The 20,813-nt window shown below is 62.2% G+C and carries 21 protein-coding genes; 10 read left to right on the forward strand and 11 right to left on the reverse strand.

Annotated elements, in window-relative coordinates; translation table 11 throughout:
- Positions 1-172 precede the first annotated feature (172 nt).
- From J9889_RS08040 to J9889_RS08050, 3 genes are all read right to left on the reverse strand, one after another.
- Positions 173-1,366: an MFS transporter gene (locus J9889_RS08040; RefSeq protein WP_039040686.1), complete on the reverse strand. Its 1,194-nt coding sequence runs from the start codon at positions 1,364-1,366 to the stop codon at positions 173-175.
- Positions 1,367-1,475: 109 nt separating this feature from the next.
- Entirely contained in the window at positions 1,476-2,204 is a 729-nt protein-coding gene (locus J9889_RS08045; RefSeq protein ID WP_039040685.1) for a LytTR family DNA-binding domain-containing protein, read from the reverse strand.
- Positions 2,205-2,280: 76 nt separating this feature from the next.
- Positions 2,281-3,954, reverse strand: coding sequence for a sensor histidine kinase (locus J9889_RS08050; RefSeq protein WP_210556318.1), 1,674 nt, complete (start codon positions 3,952-3,954; stop codon positions 2,281-2,283).
- Positions 3,955-4,115: 161 nt separating this feature from the next.
- Between J9889_RS08050 and J9889_RS08055 the strand changes: the two genes are divergently transcribed.
- Genes J9889_RS08055 through J9889_RS08065 form a run of 3 tightly spaced genes read left to right on the forward strand, consistent with a single transcriptional unit; the run spans position 4,116 to position 5,838 of the window.
- Complete coding sequence (locus J9889_RS08055; RefSeq protein ID WP_210556320.1) at positions 4,116-4,562, forward strand: hypothetical protein; 447 nt, start codon at positions 4,116-4,118, stop codon at positions 4,560-4,562.
- 44 nt (positions 4,563-4,606) lie between these two features.
- Entirely contained in the window at positions 4,607-5,149 is a 543-nt protein-coding gene (locus tag J9889_RS08060; protein ID WP_246878062.1) for a hypothetical protein, read from the forward strand.
- A 14-nt stretch (positions 5,150-5,163) separates the two neighbouring features.
- Complete coding sequence (locus tag J9889_RS08065) at positions 5,164-5,838, forward strand: fimbria/pilus periplasmic chaperone (RefSeq protein WP_246878063.1); 675 nt, start codon at positions 5,164-5,166, stop codon at positions 5,836-5,838.
- A 34-nt stretch (positions 5,839-5,872) separates the two neighbouring features.
- Here the strand turns inward: J9889_RS08065 and leuE are convergent, their stop codons facing one another.
- Entirely contained in the window at positions 5,873-6,511 is a 639-nt protein-coding gene (gene leuE, locus J9889_RS08070; RefSeq protein WP_010672336.1) for a leucine efflux protein LeuE, read from the reverse strand.
- Positions 6,512-6,722: 211 nt separating this feature from the next.
- Here leuE and J9889_RS08075 point away from each other — a divergent pair, with 211 nt between their 5' ends.
- Positions 6,723-7,943, forward strand: coding sequence for an MFS transporter (locus J9889_RS08075; RefSeq protein ID WP_039040678.1), 1,221 nt, complete (start codon positions 6,723-6,725; stop codon positions 7,941-7,943).
- Between the two features lie 225 nt (positions 7,944-8,168).
- Here the strand turns inward: J9889_RS08075 and J9889_RS08080 are convergent, their stop codons facing one another.
- Both J9889_RS08080 and ftnA read right to left on the reverse strand, forming a co-directional pair.
- Complete coding sequence (locus J9889_RS08080; protein ID WP_210556322.1) at positions 8,169-9,353, reverse strand: NAD(P)/FAD-dependent oxidoreductase; 1,185 nt, start codon at positions 9,351-9,353, stop codon at positions 8,169-8,171.
- 162 nt (positions 9,354-9,515) lie between these two features.
- Positions 9,516-10,040: a non-heme ferritin gene (gene ftnA / locus J9889_RS08085; RefSeq protein ID WP_010672333.1), complete on the reverse strand. Its 525-nt coding sequence runs from the start codon at positions 10,038-10,040 to the stop codon at positions 9,516-9,518.
- Between the two features lie 209 nt (positions 10,041-10,249).
- Between ftnA and J9889_RS08090 the strand changes: the two genes are divergently transcribed.
- Positions 10,250-12,034: a GGDEF domain-containing protein gene (locus tag J9889_RS08090; RefSeq protein WP_210556361.1), complete on the forward strand. Its 1,785-nt coding sequence runs from the start codon at positions 10,250-10,252 to the stop codon at positions 12,032-12,034.
- 17 nt (positions 12,035-12,051) lie between these two features.
- Here J9889_RS08090 and fabV read toward each other — a convergent pair whose 3' ends face one another.
- Positions 12,052-13,239 carry an enoyl-ACP reductase FabV gene (gene fabV / locus J9889_RS08095; protein WP_210556323.1) on the reverse strand — a complete coding sequence of 396 codons (1,188 nt, stop codon included), beginning with the start codon at positions 13,237-13,239 and terminating at the stop codon, positions 12,052-12,054.
- A 452-nt stretch (positions 13,240-13,691) separates the two neighbouring features.
- On the opposite strand from fabV, the gene J9889_RS08100 reads away from it, so the two are divergent.
- Together J9889_RS08100 and trpS are read left to right on the forward strand one after the other, a co-directional pair.
- Positions 13,692-14,126: a universal stress protein gene (locus tag J9889_RS08100; RefSeq protein ID WP_010672329.1), complete on the forward strand. Its 435-nt coding sequence runs from the start codon at positions 13,692-13,694 to the stop codon at positions 14,124-14,126.
- A 191-nt stretch (positions 14,127-14,317) separates the two neighbouring features.
- Positions 14,318-15,331 (forward strand): tryptophan--tRNA ligase, encoded by a 1,014-nt coding sequence (gene trpS, locus J9889_RS08105; protein WP_104455000.1) that lies wholly within the window; start codon positions 14,318-14,320, stop codon positions 15,329-15,331.
- Here trpS and J9889_RS08110 read toward each other — a convergent pair.
- Positions 15,310-16,284, reverse strand: coding sequence for a LysR family transcriptional regulator (locus J9889_RS08110; RefSeq protein ID WP_210556324.1), 975 nt, complete (start codon positions 16,282-16,284; stop codon positions 15,310-15,312). The genes trpS and J9889_RS08110 overlap by 22 nt on opposite strands.
- Positions 16,285-16,375: 91 nt before the next feature.
- Between J9889_RS08110 and J9889_RS08115 the strand changes: the two genes are divergently transcribed.
- Both J9889_RS08115 and J9889_RS08120 read left to right on the forward strand, forming a co-directional pair.
- The gene (locus J9889_RS08115) at positions 16,376-17,275 is read left to right on the forward strand and encodes an EamA family transporter (protein ID WP_041212088.1); all 900 of its coding nucleotides are present in this window, start codon (positions 16,376-16,378) and stop codon (positions 17,273-17,275) included.
- Positions 17,260-17,421 (forward strand): hypothetical protein, encoded by a 162-nt coding sequence (locus J9889_RS08120; RefSeq protein ID WP_010672325.1) that lies wholly within the window; start codon positions 17,260-17,262, stop codon positions 17,419-17,421. Before J9889_RS08115 ends, J9889_RS08120 begins: the two co-directional genes overlap by 16 nt.
- 105 nt (positions 17,422-17,526) lie before the next feature.
- Here J9889_RS08120 and J9889_RS08125 read toward each other — a convergent pair whose 3' ends face one another.
- Positions 17,527-17,997, reverse strand: coding sequence for a DUF6314 family protein (locus J9889_RS08125; RefSeq protein ID WP_041215799.1), 471 nt, complete (start codon positions 17,995-17,997; stop codon positions 17,527-17,529).
- A gap of 42 nt (positions 17,998-18,039) precedes the next feature.
- On the opposite strand from J9889_RS08125, the gene J9889_RS08130 reads away from it, so the two are divergent.
- Positions 18,040-18,894, forward strand: coding sequence for a DMT family transporter (locus J9889_RS08130; RefSeq protein ID WP_042016171.1), 855 nt, complete (start codon positions 18,040-18,042; stop codon positions 18,892-18,894).
- Positions 18,895-18,957: 63 nt separating this feature from the next.
- On the opposite strand, the gene J9889_RS08135 is transcribed toward J9889_RS08130, so the two are convergent.
- The gene (locus tag J9889_RS08135; RefSeq protein ID WP_039040669.1) at positions 18,958-19,821 is read right to left on the reverse strand and encodes a sensor domain-containing diguanylate cyclase; all 864 of its coding nucleotides are present in this window, start codon (positions 19,819-19,821) and stop codon (positions 18,958-18,960) included.
- A 170-nt stretch (positions 19,822-19,991) separates the two neighbouring features.
- Positions 19,992-20,705, reverse strand: a complete 714-nt coding sequence (locus J9889_RS08140) for a 3-deoxy-D-manno-octulosonic acid kinase (RefSeq protein ID WP_010672321.1) — start codon at positions 20,703-20,705, stop codon at positions 19,992-19,994.
- Between the last annotated feature and the right edge of the window lie 108 nt (positions 20,706-20,813).

Genomic DNA, 20,813 nt, shown 5'->3' on the forward strand with positions numbered 1-20,813 from the left:
TCTAGGCCGAGGGTCTTTTTAGGACAGTCAGGCGCGATTCTCATCGTGGCGCGGAGAACATTCTCCATCAAGACGCCGGATAGATTTAAGCAAGCCAACCACAACACCCGAAATCAAGGTTGCAAAAAAGGGGGTGACCATAGATTTTTTATGACTTGAGAAGCGAGAGGGGTCAGGCCCTGTCGACAGCCGCAACGGGAGCCGGCAGGCGGATGGTGAGGGAGAGCACCAGGGCCACCACCAGCAACACCAGAATGAGGTTGAATGTGGCCATGAAGCCGCCGAACAGGGAGGCCACAATGGAGCCGATGATGCTGCCCAGACCAAAGCCCAGATAGATGACGCCGTAGTTCTTGGTCAGGTTGTTGAGGCCAAAGAAGTCGCTCACCAGCGAGGGGTAGACGGTGATGGTACCGCCGAAGCTGAACGCCACGCAGGCCACCGCTACGAAGAAGAGGTTGGCATTGAGCGGCACGAACAGCAGCAGCGCCATGCCCGCCAGGGTAATCAACTGGGCGATGGTGATGACCCGGATACGGGACATCTTGTCGGAGAGGATGCCCAGCACCAGCCGGCCGCCCAGGTTGGCCATGGCGATGATGGCGACGGCGTTGGCGGCGACCACGGCCGGCAGGCCCACCATCTTCTCGCCGATGTCCTTGGCCACGCCGATGACGTAGAGACCGCTCATGCAGGCGGTGAGGAACATCAGCGCCAGCATCCAGTACTGCGGCTTGCGCATCGCCTCGGCCAGGGTGAAGTCGCGGCTCTCGCTCTGCTGCACGGCGGCGGCCTGCTTGGGCGCATCCTTCATCAGCATGCCACCCACCAGCACCATGGACATGGCGATCAGCCCCCACAGCTGGAAGGTGGTCTCAAGGCCGTTGCTGGAGAGCAGCAGCAGGTTGATGTACTTGAAGCCCAGGCTGCCGAGGCCGTAGGCACCGATGGAGCAGGCGGAGATGAGCCCCTTGCGCTCCGGGAACCACTTCACGCAGTTGGAGAGGGTCATCAGGTAGCCAGTACCGTCGGCAAAACCGACCAGGATGCCGGCGCAGAGGTAAAGCATCGCCAGGTTGCTGGCATGGGCGGTGAGGAAGAAGCCGATGCCGAGCAGCACGCCGGCGCCCAGGGTGACGTTGCGCACCCCGAACCGCTCCTGCAGCTTGCCTGCCAGGGAGGAGGCCACCGCCAGGGAGAGGCTGAGCAGGCCGAAGGCGAAGGCGACCTGGCTCACCGGCTCGTCCAGCTTGTCAGAGAGCTGGGCGTTGAACAGGCTCCAGGTGTAAACGGATCCCAGCGCGAACTGGGTGATGATGGTCCCCAACAGGGTGAGGTAACGGGTGCGATTCAGCTCTCTGGTCATGATGCGTCTCGAGGAATGGCCTTAAGGAAACTGGGGCCACTATAGGCAAGACGCCGCTCCCACCGACCGATTACGGCATGAAATGCAGATCGGCGGGAATGAATGACAATCAGAGCCGCATCAGCTGACGGAACGCCTTGATGTTGCTGCGGCTGACCGGCACCTCGAACGGCAGGTCATGGAGCCGGATGAGATAGGTGCTGTTGAACCAGGGCACTATCTCGCGGATCTTGTTGATGTTGACGCAGTAGGAGCGGTGGCAACGAAAGAACCCCTCGGCAGGCAACCGACTGACAAACTCGCTGAGGGTCATGGTCATCACGTAGCGATCGGTACGGGTGTAGACATGGGTCAGCTTCTCGTCGGCTTCCGCGTAGTAGATCTGCTCGCAGGGGGTGACGATGATGCGCTCCCCCTTCACCAGATTGACGGTGCGGTTCTGTGGCGTCCCGGACTCCGCACCCTGGGGCTGGGACTTGCCCGCCAGTTCGAGCTTCTGCAGCAGATTGATGAGGCGCGGCTCGTTGTAGGGCTTGAGGATGTAGTCGAATGCCTCCAGCTCGAACGCCTCCACCGCAAACTCCTTGTAGGCGGTGACGAAGACGATGTGGGGCGGATGGCTGGACTTGTGCAGGTTCTTGGCCAGCAGCAGGCCGTCGATGGCGGGGATCTGGATATCCAGAAACACCACGTCCACCTCGTGATCCTGCAGATACTTGAACGCCTCCAGCCCGTCCTCGAAGCTCGCCACTATCTCGATGTTGCTGTGCTGCCCCACCAGAAAGGCCAACTCCTCGCGGGCCAGATACTCATCTTCCACAATGATCGCTTTCAGCATGACATTGCCCCCATAAGGAGCACAGGAGAGGCCAGCTCCTCCCGTATCAAACATTCGTCTTCCACTATGATGGCTTTCAGCATGGCATTGCCTCCTGATCAGGCAGATAGAAACAGACTTCGGTCCCCGGCTCCAGCCGCTTGAGGTGCAGGCCGTCGCCATAGAGCAGCTTGACCCGCTGATGCACGTTCATCAGACCGATGCTGCGGCTTTCCACCCGACCGGCGGCGACCCCGTCGATCACCGCCTGGCTGATGCCGTAGCCGGTGTCGCGCACCGCGACCCGGATGCCGCCCGCCAGCTGCTTCACCTCGATGGTGACCCGACCCGGCGCACTGCGGGGCTGGATGCCGTGCAGGATGGCGTTTTCCACCAACGGCTGCAACAGCAGGCTCGGCACCTGGATATGCACGTCGTCCACCTCGAACACCACCTCCAGCTTGTCGCCGAAGCGGGCCTGCTCGATGGCCACGTAGTCGCGCACCTGCTGCAGCTCCTCCTGGATGTCGATGAGGGTGTCCCCCTTGTTGAGGTTGTAGCGCAGGTAGTCAGCGAGGTTCGCGATCAGCTGGCGTGCCTGCTGGGGACGGATGCGGATCAGCGACGAGATGGCATTGAGGGCGTTGAACAGGAAGTGGGGGTTGATCTTGCTCTGCAGCGCGGTGAACTCCGCCTTGCGGGTCATCTCCTTGAGCTGCTCGATACGCGACACCTCCATCTGGGTGGAGATGAGCTGGGAGAGACCCACCGCCATCTCCTTGAGGGAGCTGGTGATGCTGTGGGTGCGGCGATAGTAGATCTTGAGGGTGCCGCTGACGGCGCCGTTTTCCCGCAGCGGAATAATGATGACCGAGTGAAAATCGGAGAGGTGATACTGGCGCAGATCGTTGTTGATGATGATCTGGTCCAGCAGCACCGCTCTGTGGGTCATGTTGCTGATGGCGTGATGCTCGTCCAGCTCGTAGTAATCCTTGCCCACCCCCACATAGGCCAGCACGTCGCGGGTATCGGTGATGGCCACCGCATCGGCGCTGATCTCGCTGCGAATGATGCCGCACACCTGGCTCAGGGAGTGGCGATCGATGTTCTGGAAAAACGGCAACGTCTTGTTGGCGATGTCGAGCGCCAGCTTGGCCTGCTTGGCGGCAATCCGCTCCTTCTCGTCATCCAGATCCTGCACCAGCTTGATGATGAGCCCGATACAGAGCGCACCGGCGATCATCGGGTAGGCAATATGACTGACTATCTCCACACCTACCGCATGGGGCTCGGTCAGTTGCCAGATAAGCAGCATGGTCAGCCCCTCGCAGGCCATCCCCGCCAGGATGCCATAGAGCCAGAGCCGCGACTTGCGACAGCGCAGGTGCAGCCAGGTGGCCAGCAGGCCGGCGATGATGCTGGCGATGAGACAGGGAATGGAGGTGTGGCCATCCATGTCGATGAGATAGCGGTGCAGCCCCGAGATGACCCCGGCCGGAATGCCGACCCAGGGGCCGAACAGGATGCCGCCCGAGATGATGGCGATGATCCGCACATTGATGAGGGCCCCCTCCACCGGAATGCCGGTGTAGGTACTGAACACCGCGAACAGACAGAAGATGGCCGCCACCAGCACCAGCTCGGCCGGGGTGTGGTCACGCTTCTGGAACAATCGCTGAAACGGCCGGGTGCGGGTGAGAAGAAAGAGCGTCATCAGCATCAGAGCCGCCCGCTCAAACACCGCCAACAACATCATCTGATTTTCGAGCATGGCTCTCCTCCGTCAATGGCATGGCGCCAGGGGGCGGATCATACCCCTTATCTGCCGCCGACTCATGGGCGAATCCGGGGAGAGCGGTTCAGCCTTCGGGGAAAGCGCCGATAAGAGGAGGCCCTCGCCAAGGAGGGCCCAGTCCGACAAAGGAGATAACTATGTTTCAAAAAAGCATGGTGCTGGCAGTGATGATCGGTTGCAGCAGTGCCGCCGTTCACGCCAATACGCAGGTGAGCCAGCTGAACTGGCAGGCCACCGCCAGCAAAGAGACCAACATGGAAGTAGCGCTTACCCACCCAGGCCTCCAGGCCATCAATTCGGATCCGGCACAGGCTCCCGTCCAGATCCTCGCAGCAGACCTGGGCCACCCGGATTTCAACACCACCTATCGTTTGCAAGCCCGCGCACTCTACGGCTCCCTGCCACAGCAGGATGATCTCCGGATCACGCTGGCGCTCAACGGACAACCCCTCGAAGCAAGCCGCGCCCTCCCCCTGGCACAGGCGACCCGCTATTACCTCAGCTATCAAGCCCCGTCAGCCAGACCGGACCAGGTGGGCGACGCCGCCTATGAGTTGATGGTGTACTGGGGAAGGTGCGAATAAGTCATATGGCACGAGAGCATTTACTGGTAACCCATTGATATTAAATGACTAAAATTTTCATTTTTTGTTCGTGGGATACTTGTTCGCACTTTCCCTTGTCTTCGGAGGGCGTCAGCAATCCTTACAGGGAGGGGCAGGTTGGAAAAGACATTCTGAGCTTCTCATACAATATCTCTGATAGCGGCCCCATCAGTGCCGATATGCTGGAAATTTCTATTTCACAGGACAGAGGTTCGCCCTATCGGGGATATTGCACTTTCTATCCGGCAGGCTCCTTCGCACCTGAACAGGCCGTCCCCATCCCTACCAGGCTGGTATTCGATTCGGTGGTTCATGGCGCGGGTTCACGGCACGCCATTCGCTGCGATCGCACACCGGTGGATATTCGCACCCTCGGAATACAGGACAATCAACCACCGCAGGAGTGGAATGATCCCGTCAACGGCCAGGGCATCACCCGGTTTTACAAACTGGCGCTGGAATTCGACCTGACCGATCCCATGGTGCAGCGCACCATGGGCGACGAGATGTGGGAAGGCGAGGTGGAACAAAGCGGCACCATCACCATCAAGGGGACCTGGCGCTGACCATGGAGTACAACATGCATCGTCTACTTTGGCCCTTGCTGGGCGGCTTGCTGGCCTCACAGGCCGCCGCCCTCGACATCGGCGCCATGACTCTTGCCATGGCGACAGAGCAGGAGTTCATTACCAGAACCCTGACCAACAACAGTGCTTCACCCAAGCTGTACGACATACAGATGGAAAAAATCAGCGATCCCACGGTCAGAGGCAGAACACTGCCCACCGTCCCCGGTGAGCTGCTGTTTGCCCCCAGGCGCTTCACCCTGCACGCCAGACATGCCCAGAACGTCAAGTTCTACTACAAGGAGCCCGCCGATGACCATGAGCGTTACTACCGCATCACCTTCACCGAGTCACCGGCAGCCCAGGTGGATGAAGGCAGCCAGACGCAGCACCGGGGAACCGTCGAGGTGAAGCTGGCCCTGCAGTCCATCCTGGTGGTGCGTCCGCGTCAGTCACGTTTTGCATACCAGCTGGACCCGGCACAGAGCACCATCACCAATACCGGCAACACCTATTTCGAGTTCATGGTGAAACGGGGCTGCCAGCAGGCGGACAGCGAGGCGGACAGCAAGTACCTGCTGCCCGGGGAGACCTACCACAATCCCGGGATCAATCAGCCGGGCAACCAGAAGCTCATCGTCTACCAGTCCCGCTTCATCCCGGTGGGCAAGGATTGCTGGCCAGACTAGGTGCCCGACACCGGACGGTCAGCAATCCCCGGGGTCAGGAGGAGAGCGTCGCCAGCCTGGCCGCAAACCCCATGAAGAAGAGGCCGATAAGGCCGTTGCCGAGACGGGCCGCCGTCTGGCGCTGACGGAAAAAGCGGGCCATCAGGGTACCGCCGAAGATCAGCAGGGTCAGGTAGACGAAGCTCATCGCTTCCAGCATGCCAGCCAGCACCAGGTAGGATATCCAGGTGTGGGCATAGCTGAAGTCGATGAACTGCACGAAGAAAGAGACGTAGAACAGAATCGCCTTGGGATTGGTGAGGCTCAGGGTGAGGGCCTTGGTAAAATAGCGCTCACCGGGATCCATCTCGGACGCCGGTCCCGCCTTTTTGGCGATGAAGTTCGCGTGCAGGATCTTCACCCCCAGATAAAGCAGGTAGATCGCGCCCAGATAGCGCACCAGGGTAAACAGCAATGGGGTGGTGCGAATGAGGGACGCGATCCCCAGATAGGCGCAGAAAATGAGGATGGCATCGCCGACGAAGACGCCGAGGGCGGCGCGATAACCCGGGCCTATGCCGCGCACGGCACCGGTTCGCAGCACGTAGAGGGAGTTCGGGCCCGGGGCGATGATGATGAAGAAGAGACCGACCAGATAGGTCCAGACGTTGATGACACCCAGGCTTTCGAACATGTTCCCTCCATGGCGGGTGATGGGCCGGATAACGGCGGCAGGCCTTCTATACTAATCTGCCCTGCGCCAAGCACAAGATCTGACCAGCCATCCACACGCCGTCAGCATGAACGGCCTGCGCGCCACGCGAACGCAATCCGGGCGTTCGCCCACTTTGGTTATGTCCAGATGCGCCGGGATAGGGCATGGTAGAGGGAGTGATACCCCAGCCATGGACAAGACCTTGAGTACCGACACCCCGATCACCGCCCCGCCCGCGGTGGACAACCCGACTACCACCGCTTATCCGGTGATCGCCGCCATCAGCTTCTCGCACCTGTTGAACGACATGATGCAGTCGGTACTGCTGGCCATCTATCCCCTCCTGAAGCTGGGGCTCGATCTGTCGTTCACCCAGATAGGTCTCATCACCCTCACCTACCAGTTCACGGCCTCGCTGCTGCAACCCCTGATCGGCCTCTATACCGACCGCAGACCCATGCCCTACTCCCTGCCTCTGGGCATGGGCTTCACGCTGGTGGGGCTGCTCTACCTGTCGCAGGCAGGCAGCTTTGGCGCCGTGCTATTGTCGGCCATGCTGATCGGCATGGGCTCCTCCGTCTTCCACCCGGAATCCTCCCGGGTCGCCCGCATGGCGGCCGGCAACCAGCCTGGTCTGGCCCAGTCTCTGTTCCAGATCGGCGGCAATCTGGGATCGGCCATCGGCCCCCTGCTCGCGGCGCTCATCATCGTGCCGAAGGGACAGGGCAGTGCGGCCTGGTTCTCGTTGTTCGCACTCATCGGGGTCATCGTGCTCAGCTTCGTCGGCCGCTGGTCCAGCCACCATGCCGCCAGCTTCCATCGGCGGATGAGGGCCCATGCCGGCACCGGCCTGAGCCGCCGCCAGATTGGCTGGTCACTGGCCATCCTCGGTCTGCTGATGTTCTCCAAGTTCTTCTACATGGCCAGCCTGAGCAGCTATTACACCTTCTACCTGATGGACAAGTTCCACCTGTCGCTGGAGAGCGCCCAGCTCTATCTATTCGCCTTCCTGTTTGCCGTCGCGGCGGGGACAGTGCTCGGCGGGCCGCTCGGCGATCGCATCGGTCGCAAGCGGGTGATCTGGATCTCCATCCTCGGCGTCGCTCCCTTCACCCTGCTGCTGCCCCACGTCGACCTGTTCTGGACCTCGGTGCTGTCGATCGTCATCGGCCTCATCCTGGCGTCGGCGTTCTCCGCCATCCTGGTCTACGCCCAGGATCTGGTACCCGGCAAGGTCGGCACCATTTCCGGCCTCTTCTTCGGCTTCGCCTTCGGCATGGGAGGGATAGGGGCCGCCCTGCTGGGCAAATTGGCCGATGCCACCAGCATCGAAACCGTCTATCAGGTCTGCGCCTATCTGCCCCTTATCGGTCTGCTGACCGCCTTCCTGCCCAATATCAGGAGAGGCTAGAGGCCAAGCGGCAGCCAGCGACCGACCATAAAAAACGCGGCCTGAGCAGGCCGCGTCTGGTTCCATCACTCGGGCCGCCTGACACGGCCCGATCCGCTCGGACTCATCCGCCGAGCCTCTTTGTCAGCAGTACGGCCTCTCCCCCAGCCCGACGACCGGGCCCACTGGAAGTTGTCACCCGAGAGGCCGCTGACGGGACCATTCACAGCAAGGATGCGGCATCCCTCAGCAGTACTGGCCTGCCACCCAGCCCGACGACCAGGCCCACTGGAAGTTGTAACCACCGAGCCAGCCGGTCACATCGACCACTTCGCCGATGAAGTAGAGGCCGGGCACGGTGCGCGCCTCCATGGTCTTGGAGGAGAGCGCGTTGGTATCCACTCCCCCCAGGGTCACTTCGGCGGTGCGATACCCTTCGGTGCCGTTGGGCAGGATCTGCCAATCCCCCAGCAGGGTGGCCACCGCCTCCAGCTCCCGTTCGTTGTACTGGCGCATCGGCTTGCTCACCAGCAATTCCAGCTCCACCAGCTTGTCGACGAAGCGCTTGGGCAGCTCGCGCCCCAGCACGGTTTTCAGCTCCTGGGCAGGATGGGCCTGGGCCCAGGTCTTGAGGGTCTCTGGAATGTCGAGATCCGGCAGCAGATTGATGTGGATCTTCTCCCCCGCCAGCCAAAAAGAGGAGATCTGCAGGATGGCGGGGCCGGAGAGGCCGCGATGGGTGAACAGCATGGCCTCCTTGAAGCGGGTGCCATCCTCGGCGGTCACCGCCACCGGCAGGCTGACCCCCGCCAGATCGGCGAAGGCCTCCTTGTCGGCCTGATGCAGGGTAAAGGGCACCAGCCCGGCGCGAGTCGGCAGCACGGTGAGGCCGAACTGCTCCGCCAGCTTGAAGCCATAAGGGGTAGCACCGAGTTTCGGCATGGAGAGGCCGCCGGTGGCGACCACCAGCGACGAGCAGGCGATCTCCCCCTTGCTGGTGTCGAGCACGAAGCCTTCATCTGTCTTGCTGACGGTGAGGATCTCGGTCTGGAACTGCAGGGTCACGCCAGCCCAGTCGCACTCGGTCAGCAGGATGTCGACGATATCCTTGGCGCTGTCGTCGCAGAAGAGCTGGCCCAGCGTCTTCTCGTGGTAGTTCAGGCCATGCCTGTCCACCAGATCGATGAAATCCTGCTGGGTATAGCGCGCCAGCGCCGATTTGCAGAAGTGGGGGTTGGCCGAAAGGAAGGCATGGGGACCCGCCTGATGATTGGTGAAGTTGCAGCGACCGCCGCCGCTGATGAGGATCTTGCGGCCCGGCTTCTTGGCGTTGTCGAGCACCAGCACGGAGCGACCCCGGTAGCCAGCCTGGGCCGCACACATCAATCCGGCCGCCCCGGCACCGATCACCACCACATCCACCTGTTTCATCGTCACTCACCCATCAAAAGAAAAACGGCCCCTTTACCTTAAAGGACCGTCATTGTACCCGGCAGACACCAGCACAGCGGTACAAGGACACCTGCAAATAGAAAACGGCCCCTTTACAAGGGGCCGTCATTGTACTGACTGAACACTAAGTGTCCACGACTATCAGGCGTTGCCGTCCATGATGCTGGCCGGGGCGCCCTTGGCCAGCTCGGCCAGCTCCTTGTCGATGAAATAGAGGCCCTTGCCATCCTCGCCCACCAGGCTCAGACGGTCGACGATGCTCTTGAACAGCTTCTCCTCTTCGTGCTGCTCGGCCACGTACCACTGCAGGAAGTTGAAGGTGGAGTAATCCTGGGTGGTGAAGGCGACGTGGGCCAGACCGTTGATGCACTTGGTGATGTGATACTCGTGCTCGAGGGTGGTGCGGAAGATGTCACCCAGGGACTTGAATTCGTGGGGAGGCGCTTCGATGGCCCCCAGTACCGGCATGGCGCCGGTCTCGCTCACGTAGGTGAACAGGCGTTCCATGTGCTGGCGCTCCTCGACCGCATGCTGGCGCAGGAAGGTGGCGGCCCCCTCGAAGCCCTTGTCCTCGCACCAGGCGCTCATCTGCAGGTAGAGGTTGGAGGAATAGAATTCAAGATTAATCTGCTCGTTCAACTTCTCGATCATGGCTTTGGCCAACATGATGATTCTCCACTGTGATTTGCCCACGATTGTCGCCACTGTTGCATCCTGACGCAACCAGAGACAACCGACGCACCCCGCAGTTGCGACGACTTTTCACCTCATCCTCTCCCCCATACGGTTATAGAGAAGCAAAGAAACATGGTGTAGGTGACATCAGCCATTATGATGGCGCCATTGGTCGGGGAAAGGATTCAATGAGATTCATAATGGCACTGGCGCTGCTCTGGATGACCCAGTTGCAGGCAGCTCCCTCCTTGCTGAAAGAGGCTGAATTGCAGGCGGCGCGCGATCCCGTCGGCTATCTGCAGCACCTCGACGCCAGTCCCCAGCAGGATATGGAACTGTTCTACGCCAGGTCCCTGGCCCAGGCAGCCCTTGGCCGCTATCACCAGGCACAGCGCGACAATGCCCGCGCCCGCGGTCTGGCCAATGCCCAGCAGGAGACCCTGCGCCTGCTCGACTTCCGGTTGCAGCAGATTGCCCTGACCCTGGATGCCGATACGCCGGATCAGGCGCTCGAGCTGCTCACCCAGCTCTGGCCGGCGGTCCGGCATCACCCCAGGCAGGTCTCGGAGTGGCATGCCCTCAACGGGCTCGCCCTCTACCGTACCCAGCAGATGAAAGAGGCGATCCTCGAGCTCAAGACCGCCTATCACCTCAAGCAGAAAGAGCCGGATTCCATCCTCTCCACCTTGCAGTGCGGCCGTCTGCTGATGACCCTCGGCAATCTCTATGCGGACCTCAATCTCTACCGTGAGGCCGAGACCTATTATCAGGATGCCCTCGGCCAGATGGTGCAGCTCAACGAACCCAACAGCCAGGCCATCATCCGGGCCAACATGGCCAGGCTCTACATCGACATGGGCCAGCCTGCCAGAGCCAGCCAGTTGCTCGATACCCTGCTGGCCACGCCGAGCCTGTCACCCCACTATCGCGCCATCGTCCTCGGCTACCAGGCCATGGTGTTCAACGCACGGGCGGACTGGCACTCAGCCTGGCGCAGCCTGGAGGAGGCACAAGCCATCTATGACAGGCTGGATAGCCCGCAGGCGGCCTCCCGTCTGACCGAGATCAGGGCAAGAACCCTGCTGGGTCGTGGCGAGAAGCAGCTGGCCCTGCAACTGCTGATGGAGCACACAGCCCCTCTCTCCATGGATGGTCGGGCGATGCAGGCCAGGTTACTGGCCGATCTGGGCCGCTACCCCGAGGCCTACGGGGCCATGACCCGCTACATGCAGTACTACAAGCAGCACTTCAACCAGACCCTGAGCCAGCACGCGGCTGCCTTCCAGGTCGAGATGGATCTGGCTCGCATCGAGGCCAGCAATCGCGCGTTGCAGCAGGAGAACGAGAGCAAGCGCCAGCAACTGCTCTACCAGCAGAGTGCCCGCTACTACCAATTGCTGCTGCTGGTGCTGCTGGCCGTCGCCCTGATCCTGCTCGGGCTCACCACCCGCAGGCTCCACCGCAGCTCGCGCCACCTCTACAAGCTCGCCACCTTCGATCAGCTGACCGGGCTGCCCAACCGGCGCGCCCTGCTGGAGAGACTGGGTCAGCAATGGCTGCACGAAACGCCCCTGACCCTGCTCATCATCGACATCGATCACTTCAAGCAGATCAACGACAAGCATGGTCACCAGGCGGGGGATCAGGCTATCCGGCAGTTGGCCAGGGAGCTCAAGAGCTGGGCGCCGGACCAGCAATTGACCGGGCGCTGGGGCGGGGAAGAATTTCTGGTGGCCATGACCCAGGACGGGGCCACCTGCTGGCGGCTGGCGGAGCAGCTGAGAAGCCGGATCGCCTACCTGGCCGCCCCCCACATGACCATCAGCATCGGAGTGGCGGAACGCTCGACGCAGGATGACAGCCTGAGCCAGCTCATCCATCGGGCCGACATGGCCATGTATCAGGCGAAACGCCAGGGGCGCAACCAGACCGTACTGGCCCAGTCTCCCAATCTTTCCCCTGAACTGGCCTGCAACGTCGCCTGATGCCCCTCGTGCGGGTGTCAGGGCGTCAGCTCAGTGAGTGACGCCACGTTCACCGGCGCACCGTAATCCACCCCCGGCAGCTCGAAGCCGTTGAGCTGCATGAACTCCTGGCGCAACCCGGCAAAATCCCCCAGGGTGCGGAAGTTCTCCGGCGTCACCTTGGGCCAGAGTGCCGAGACGGCGGCCTGCACCGCTGGCTCAAGCTCGTGGTCATCCATCCGGATCAGCCGGTTGCCATCGGCGACGACCCCTCTGGGCCCGTACATCTTGGCGGCAAACAGTCGCTGCATCTGCTCGATGCAGCCTTCGTGCACGCCGCGCTCCTTCATCACCCCCATCAGCAGCCCCAGATAGACCGGCAGCACCGGAATATAGGCGCTCGCCTTGGTCACCAGCGCCTTGCAGACCGACACCCAGGCATGGCCGCCGATCCCGGCAAGTTGCAGGTTGATGGTCTCGGCGGTGGCGTGCAGGTGCTCCTTGGCATAGCCGATGGTGCCGTCCCGATAGAGGGGATAGGTGGACTCGGGGCCGATATAGGAGTAGGCAACGGTCCGGGCGCCAGGGGCCAGGCAATCCGCCTGCTGCAATGCCTGCATCCAGCGCTGCCAGTCCTCGCCCCCCATCACGGTGACGGTGTCGCGGATCTCCTCCGGGGTGGCTGGCACCAGCGACTGCTGCACCAGGGTGTCCTGTTCCAGATCCAGCCCCCAGCCGCTGAATGGCTGGCCGGTGGTCTTGAGCACGGAGCGCACTTGCGTGCCATCCGGCATCACCCTGACTCCGCTCGCCAGCGAATAGACCACCAGATCCACCTGCCCGAGCTGCTGGCGGATGACGTCGATGGCCTGCTGGCGCATGGTGTCGGAGAAGGCATCCCCGATCAGGTTGACGGCGATGCGACCGGCTTGCTCCGCCGCCTGACGAAACCAGATGTTGTTGTACCAGCCAGCACTGCCGAGCCCCTTGTCGGAGGGACCCCGCTCGAACGAGACGCCCAGGGTATCGGCCCCGGCGCCGAAGGTGAGCGCGATCCGGGACGCCAGCCCGAAACCGGACGATGCCCCCAGCACCAGCACCCGTTTCGGCCCGTTGAACGGCCCCGCCGCCCGCACCAGTTCGATCTGTTGCAGCACGGCGGCGCGACAACCCATGGGGTGGCAATTGCGGGCAACACAACCCTGGATCTGGGGATGAATGATCATGAAGGACTCTCCGGTGCATCGGTGGGACATGAGAAACGGCCATGACAGCGTCACCCGGTTGCAGGTGAGGAGCCCTGGCCGTTTTGCCAAGGGAACTGGCTACAGCATAACCAAGGGGGGCGGGATTACCTTGATGTCGGACTGGATATGGGCTGGAAGAGGGCAGAAAAACAAAAGGGAGCGCGAGGCTCCCCAAAGCGGTATTCAGATGCTTTTTGTTGTTTTGTGTTCATTGCGAAGCACGGGCACATCCTATTCCCCCACCTTCCCGGGGGCAATAGCACGCCTGTGACCGGCGTCAAACTCCTGTTCAAAATATGCACTCCCCGGCCATCTGCACCTCTACGCCTTCCGGTTCGGGGTCAGGCAAATCCTGAAACTGTGGCGACGATGCCGTTTTAGTTTCAGCAGACATTGGTATAGTGGACCCAGGATCAGTGAGGAGAACTCCCATGAATGGAACCTATTACAAACACGTACTGGCCGCGATCGACCTGTCGGAAGACAACCGCAAGGTGATAGAGAAGGCGGTCGACCGGGCCCGCTCCAACGGCGCCAAGCTGTCGGTGATCCATGTGGATGTGGACCTCAAGGATCTCTACACCGAGATGATCGACATCGACATCGACAACGTGCAGGACCAGGTGATCGCCGAAGCGAAGGAGAAGCTGGAAGCCTTCCTCGCCTCGGTGGACTACCCCATCGAGAAGAAATTGGTGATCTGCGGCGATCTGAGCGAGCGGGTCAACCAGGCGGTCAAGGACTACCAGATCGACCTGCTGGTGTGCGGCCATCGCCAGAGCTTCTGGAGCCTGCTCACCTCGAGCGCACGCCAGCTGATGAATACCGTGCCCTGCGACATGCTGGTCGTGCCCTTGCAGAAGTGATCGAACAGGCGTAGTGTGATTTGCCATGAATATGGCCTCATTCAATCACAACTACTGGTGGTGCTGCTTCTAAACAGGTGGCACTGCTTTTCTATGTAAAATTTACCAAAGAAAACACCGTGACCGCCGAGAGGCGGTCATTGTTTTCATCCCTTTGTCGCCTCCCGGCTCACCCAACTGGAGAGAGTGACATGCACAACCCCGTGATCCTGACCGGCGACCGCCCCACCGGCAAACTGCACATCGGCCACTACGTCGGCTCCCTGCGCCAGCGCGTGGCCGCCCAGCACCATTACCGCCAGTTCGTCATGATCGCCGATCTGCAGGCGCTGACCGACAACGGCCACAACCCGGCCAAGGTGACCGACCACGTGCTGGAGGTGATGGCCGACTACCTGGCCGCCGGCCTCGACCCGGCCAAGACCACCTTCTGCCTGCAGAGCGCCCTGCCCGCCCTCGCCGAACTCACGACCTACTACCTCAACCTGGTCAGCGTCGCCCGGCTGGAGCGCAACCCCACGGTGAAGGCCGAGATCCAGCAAAAAGGGTTCGAGCGCAGCCTGCCCGCCGGCTTCCTCGTCTATCCGGTCAGCCAGGCCGCCGACATCACCGCCTTTCGTGCCACTCACGTGCCGGTGGGCGAGGATCAGCTGCCCATGCTGGAGCAGACCAACGAGATAGTGCGCCGCTTCAACACCCTGGTGGGCAAAGAGGTGCTGACCGAGTGCCAGCCCATCCTGAGCGACACCGGCCGCCTGCCCGGCATCGACGGCAAGGCCAAGATGTCAAAGTCCCTTGGCAACACCATCGAACTCGGCATGTCGAGCGACGAGATCAAGCAGGCGGTGTTCGCCATGTATACCGACCCCAATCACCTCAAGGTGAGCGATCCGGGTCAGGTGGAGGGCAATACGGTGTTCGCCTATCTGGATGCCTTCCACCCCGACAAGGCCCTGGTGGCCGAGATGAAGGCCCACTACCAGCGCGGTGGTCTGGGGGACATGCGCTGCAAGCAGGTACTCAACGACTGCCTGCAGACCCTGCTTGCTCCGATGCGGGAGCGGCGCGAGGCAGCCATCGCCGACAAGCGCCAGCTGCTGCGCCTGTTGCAGCAGGGTACCGAGCAGGCCCGGGCCCTCACCGACGAGGTGCTGGCCGAGGTGAAGGGGGCGATGGGGCTGGACTACTTCTCCGGATTGGCGTGATCTGCCCCCTGCGGCGCGGGATGGCCGAGCGCATCCGCGCCGTAGCGCTCCCTCGCCAGCCGGTGCAACAACCCCTTGAACCAGCCGATCGCCTCGTCATGGGCACTGAGCGGGTGGCCCACCATCAGGTAGACGATGGGGATGGCGGGTTCCAGCTGGTGCAGGCGCAACGGATAGTGGCGACAGAAGTGGCGCCCGATCATCTCGGGCACCACCACCAGGTAGCGGCCGGTCGCCATCAGCGGCGGTACCGCCATAAAGCTCGGCAGCCTGACCCCCAGCTCCCGCTCCACCCCGAAACGGGCCAGCCAGAGATCCACCATGGCCTGGCTGTGGCCCCAGCTGGAGGTGTGGATATGGGGGCGGCTGACCAGTTCTCCCGGCCCCAGCATGTCGGGCAGAGCGCTGCCGAGGGGAGACAAACAGACCAGCGGATTGCTGAACCACTCCTCGCGCCACAACCGGGGCGAGAGGTGGTTGGCACCGGCAAACCCGATCACCAGATCCAGTACCCCCTTCTCCAGCTCCCGCTCGTAGTCGCTGTCCGCCAGCTCGCACACTTCCAGTCGGCAGTGGGGAGCCTGCTGCACCATCCACTCCACCAGCACCGGCACCAGGCCGTGCTCCACCGAGCCCGGGGTGGCGATGCGAAAGATCCGCCGCGCACTTGCCGGGTCGAATCCCTTGGCCTGACGCAGCCCCTGCTCCAGCATGGCCAGCGCCTGGCGCACCGGGCTCGCCAGCGCCTTGGCCCGTTCGGTCGGCATCATCTCGCGCCGACTCATCACGAACAGCGGGTCATCCAGCGCCTGGCGCAAGCGCCCCAGCGCATGGCTGACGGTGGATTGGGAGAGGTGCAGCCGTTCGGCGGCACGGGTGACGTTGCGCTCCTGCATCAGCATGTCGAACACGGTGAGCAGGTTGAGGTCGAGGCGGGAGAGAGGCAGTTCCATCGATATTGGCCATAGTTGAATGACGACAATTCATTTTTGGCATAGTAGCAGATTGCATAGAATGCGCAGGCGAATTACATCGGAGATTCAAATGCGTAGCTATCTGTTGTTGCTGGCGATCGGCCTGTTGTGGGGCTCCCAGTTCATTTTCATGCACCAGGCCGTGGCTGAACTGCCCCCCATCATGGTGGCCGCCGGACGCGCCCTGTGCGGCAGCCTGACCCTGGGTCTGCTCTGCCTGTTCATGCGCCTCAAGAGTGAACACACGCCCTGGCGAACCTATATGCTGATCGCCCTGCTCGATGCCACCATCCCCTTCATCATGGTGGCCTGGGGACAACAGTATGTGGACAGCGCCATCGCGGCCGTGGTCATGGGTTGTATCCCCTTTGTGACCATTCTGGCGGCTCCCTTGTTTATTTCTGGTGAAAGAATCACCAAGGGCGGCCTCGTCTCCGTGATCATCGGCTTCATCGGCGTGTTGGTACTGTTCTGGCCCAAGCTGACCAGCGGCATGAATGCCGGCCTGCTCGGTGCCATGGCCATCCTGTTCGGTGCCAGCTGCTTCGCCATCGGCCTGCTGATGATCAAGCGCTTCGCCAAGGACCATCCTGTGGTCGTGGCCCGCAACATCCTGATCTCCTCGGCCATCCAGCTGCTGCTGGCCGCGCCCTTCGTGGCCGACCTGAGCAGCCTCACCCTGCCGAGCCAGCAGGCCATGGGCGCCGTCGCCATGCTGGGGATCTTCTGTACCGGCCTGGTCTACTTCCTCTACATGGCGCTGATCCAGAAGGCGGGCCCGACCTTCGCCTCCTTCAGCAACTACCTGGTGCCGCTGTTCGGCGTCATGCTGGGAGCCCTGTTCCTCGGCGAGCAGATCCAGTCCACCACGGGCGTGGCGCTGGCCCTGATCCTGGGTTCGGTCGCCCTCAACCAGTGGGCACAGCAGCGCCGCCAACAGCGGGAGGCGGCCCTATGTCAGGCATCCTGACCACCCTCTGCGGCGGTCTGGTACTGATAGCCGGCTGGCAGTATCGCCACCGGCTGGCCGGGGTGCTGGGTCTGCTGATGGTGCTGCTGCCCTGGTTCTTCGACAGCAAGCTGCAAGCCATGCTGAACTATGCACTGAATGCCTGAAGACCCTCTCTGCGTGTGTGACGAGAGTGTATCTCTCCTGTTTTTGGGACCGTTTTAACAAAACCTCCGATTTGTCCCCTCTACCGGCGCCCTGCGCCGGTTTTTTTATCTCTGCGCCTCTGGTCCGTAGCGATAACTCAATCGCTCGTTCTTGCGCGGCCCCGTTATCTGCCAGGCGAGCAGGAAGCCCCCGCCGGTTTCGGTCAGCTCGGCGCTGTAGTGATCCTGCCCGCACAGGTGAGGCTCGGCCGTGACCCAGTGCCCGTCCCCCCGGGGCAACAGCTCGAACAGCATCACCGGCTGCTCGTAGCGCAGGTGGGAGAGCATGATCCCCCGTGCGGTGCGCTGCCACCAGAAGCGGTTGTGCATAGTCAGCTCCCGGCCATGGGGCGTGGTGTAGCGACCCGTCTCGGCATACAGCCACCCCCCATGGTGATCGGTCACCACCACGGCACCCTCCCCGCGACCGCACCAGTCGGTGGCGGATCCGACCCCGTTGCTCGCCTCGAAGGCAAATGCTCCGATCTGTGACAACCCTTCCCATAAACGCTGGATCGCGCCTTCCAACTCGGCCATCATAGCGCCCTCCAAATTGACAACTGACGACAATTCAATCACATGAACTACTTGATAGGGGTTACCCTGCTCTGGTCCTTCTCCTTCAGCCTGATCGGGGTCTACCTCGCCGGTCAGGTGGATGCCTACTTCTCGGTACTGACCCGCATCGTGCTCGCCAGCCTGGTGTTTCTGCCCTTCCTGCGCCGTCGCTGGCTGCGCCCCGATCTGGTGGCCAAGCTGATGGCCCTCGGTGCCATCCAGCTCGGCATCATGTATCTCTTCTACTACCACTCCTTCCTGCTCTTGACGGTACCGGAAGTGCTGGTGTTCACCATCTTCACCCCCATCTATGTCACCCTGATCCACGACCTGCTGGAAGGGCGCTTCAAGCCTGTCTATCTGTGGGGGGCCCTGCTGGCGGTGCTGGGGGCGGCCGTCATCCGTTTCGACGGCCTGACCGAAAGCTATGTACTGGGATTCCTGGTGGTGCAGGGCGCCAACGTCTGCTTCGCCCTGGGCCAGGTGGGCTACAAGGTGCTGCTGGCCCGGGAGGCTGAGCAGCCGCCCCAGCTGGCGGTGTTCGGCTGCTTCTATCTGGGCGCCCTGGTGATCGCCCTGCCCGCCTGGTGGCTGCTGGGCAAACCTCAATATCCCACCAGCCCCCTGCAATGGGGCATCCTCTTCTGGCTGGGGGTCGGGGCATCCGGGCTCGGCTACTTCCTGTGGAACAAGGGGGCGACCCTGGTCAGCAGCGGCGTGCTGGCCATCATGAACAACGCCTTGATCCCCGCGGGTCTGCTGGTCAATCTGGTGCTCTGGGGAAAGGATACCGACCTGCTCAGGCTCGGTCTGGGCGCCCTGCTGATGCTGGCTTCCCTCTGGGTCTGCCAGCGTCAGCAGGTCAGTGAGCGCTGACTGAAAATCATTGACGCTGATGGGTCCATCGGCGTCAATGGGTTCGCGGACAGTGACTGGCCGTCAGCCGACCACGGCGTTGTGTTCTCGCTTCGCCTGACCGTGGCAGGAGGCCAACCGGGCCAGCAGGTGATCGAGCTGCTCGGCACTCTGGCTCTGCACCAGGCCGATGCTCACGGTCACCGGACGCTGGGGCAGCAGGCTGGCGTCGGCGATCTCGAGACGCAGCCGCTCGGCAATCTCCAGGCCGCTCAGCCGATCGGTCTGGGAGAGCATCAGGATGAAGCCGTCTTCGTCCCAACGGGCGAAGGGATCTTCCCGGCGCAGCTCGCGGCGCACGATGCGGGCCAGCTTGGCCAGCATGGCGTCGCAAGCCGCCTCCCCGAACAACTGCAGGATCTTGCTGCGGTGATCCACGCTGAACTGCAGCAGACAGAAACTGCCGCTCTCGCTGGCCAGCCGTTCATCCAGCAACAGCTCGAAGTGGCTGCGGCTCTCGAGGCCGGTGAGGGGATCCGTGTCGTGGCGATCCTCCAGGGGCGCCATGGCGGCATCCAGATGGCGAACCACCCCCAGCAGTTGACCCCCTTCGTCGCGACGGACCCGCTCCTCCAGCCGGATGTAATGGCCCTGATGGTGCAGGATGCGGTACTCGAGTCGAAGCCCGTTACTGCGCCCTTGCTGGCAGGCCTCCAGGGCCTCTGCCAGACGGGGAGCATCATCCGGATGTACCCGATCCAGCCAGCCGAGATCCCCCAACTCGCCCCCCTCCAGACCCAGCAGTTGCAGACAGGAAGGGTCCCGCCTCAGACCCTGCCCGGCCGACCAGGTCCAGATCCCGGCCTCCAACATCGCCATGGCCTGTGCCATCAGCGTCACCTCAAGGGGAGTGGTGACCTCAACCCCGGGAGTCTCATACCTTTCCATCACGCGCCTCGAAACCGGATCTGAATATCTGTCCAAGCAATCACACTCAATAAGTAACATTGGTGCTGGCGCCGAGCAACCGCGCCAGCATCGCTGGCCTCGCACCTCTCGCCTCTGGTGGTCCGCCATCAGCGGCCTGCCAGCCTCCAGCTACGAAGTGGAACCCGACGTCACGCCACCTTGCCCTGATAGCCTGCCATCAGGGCCTGCCAGTTCTCCGGCACGAAGTGGAAGCTGGTGTGCAGTTGCGACTCCTTGTTGAAGGAGCGCAGCAACCGCTCCAGGTTGGCCTGCTGCCAGTTGCCGGGGGAGCGGATGGCTCCTTTGTCGAAGTCGATCACCCACACCTTGCCCTCCTTGTCGAGCAGCAGGTTGTGGCTGTTGAGATCCGCATGATAGACCCCTGCATCGTGCAACTGGCGCACCGTTTTGCCTATCTTGTGCCACACCTCACCGGCGATCGGCCCCTGCTTGAGCAGGGCCACCAGATCCTTGGCGCCGCGAATGCGCTCGATCAGGATGTCGGCCCGATAGAAGGGCCCCTGCTTGACCATGCGGGCCGCAAAGGGGCGCGGCACCGGCAGCCCCTGTTCACTCAGGGTCGCCAGCAGACGATATTCAGCCATGGCCCGGCTGCTCTCCACCCCCTCAAACCAGAACCGGTCACGCACCAGCTTGCCCACCATGCCGCCACGGTAGTAGTGACGCAGCACCAAGTGGCGGGATTCATCCTTCACGAACCAGGTCACCCCGCGGCCGATGGAAGAACCCACCACCTGGCGATGGGTCTGCCACCAGACAGGATCGAACAAGGCAGGGGAAGGATCGCGGAAGACTCCGTCGGCATACCAGCAGACCTGGTTGTGGGTGGTGTGTGTCAGCATGATGAGAATTCCGGTCGATAGTGGGTGCAGGGCATCCATTCAGAAAGCCGTGCCGGTCGGGCAACCGGCGCAATTTTACAATCCACAGGGGAGTTTGCATAATGCCAT

It is taken from the genome of Aeromonas sp. PrichA-15 (genome assembly GCF_017939245.1).
GTDB classification, from domain to species: Bacteria; Pseudomonadota; Gammaproteobacteria; order Enterobacterales; family Aeromonadaceae; genus Aeromonas; species Aeromonas caviae.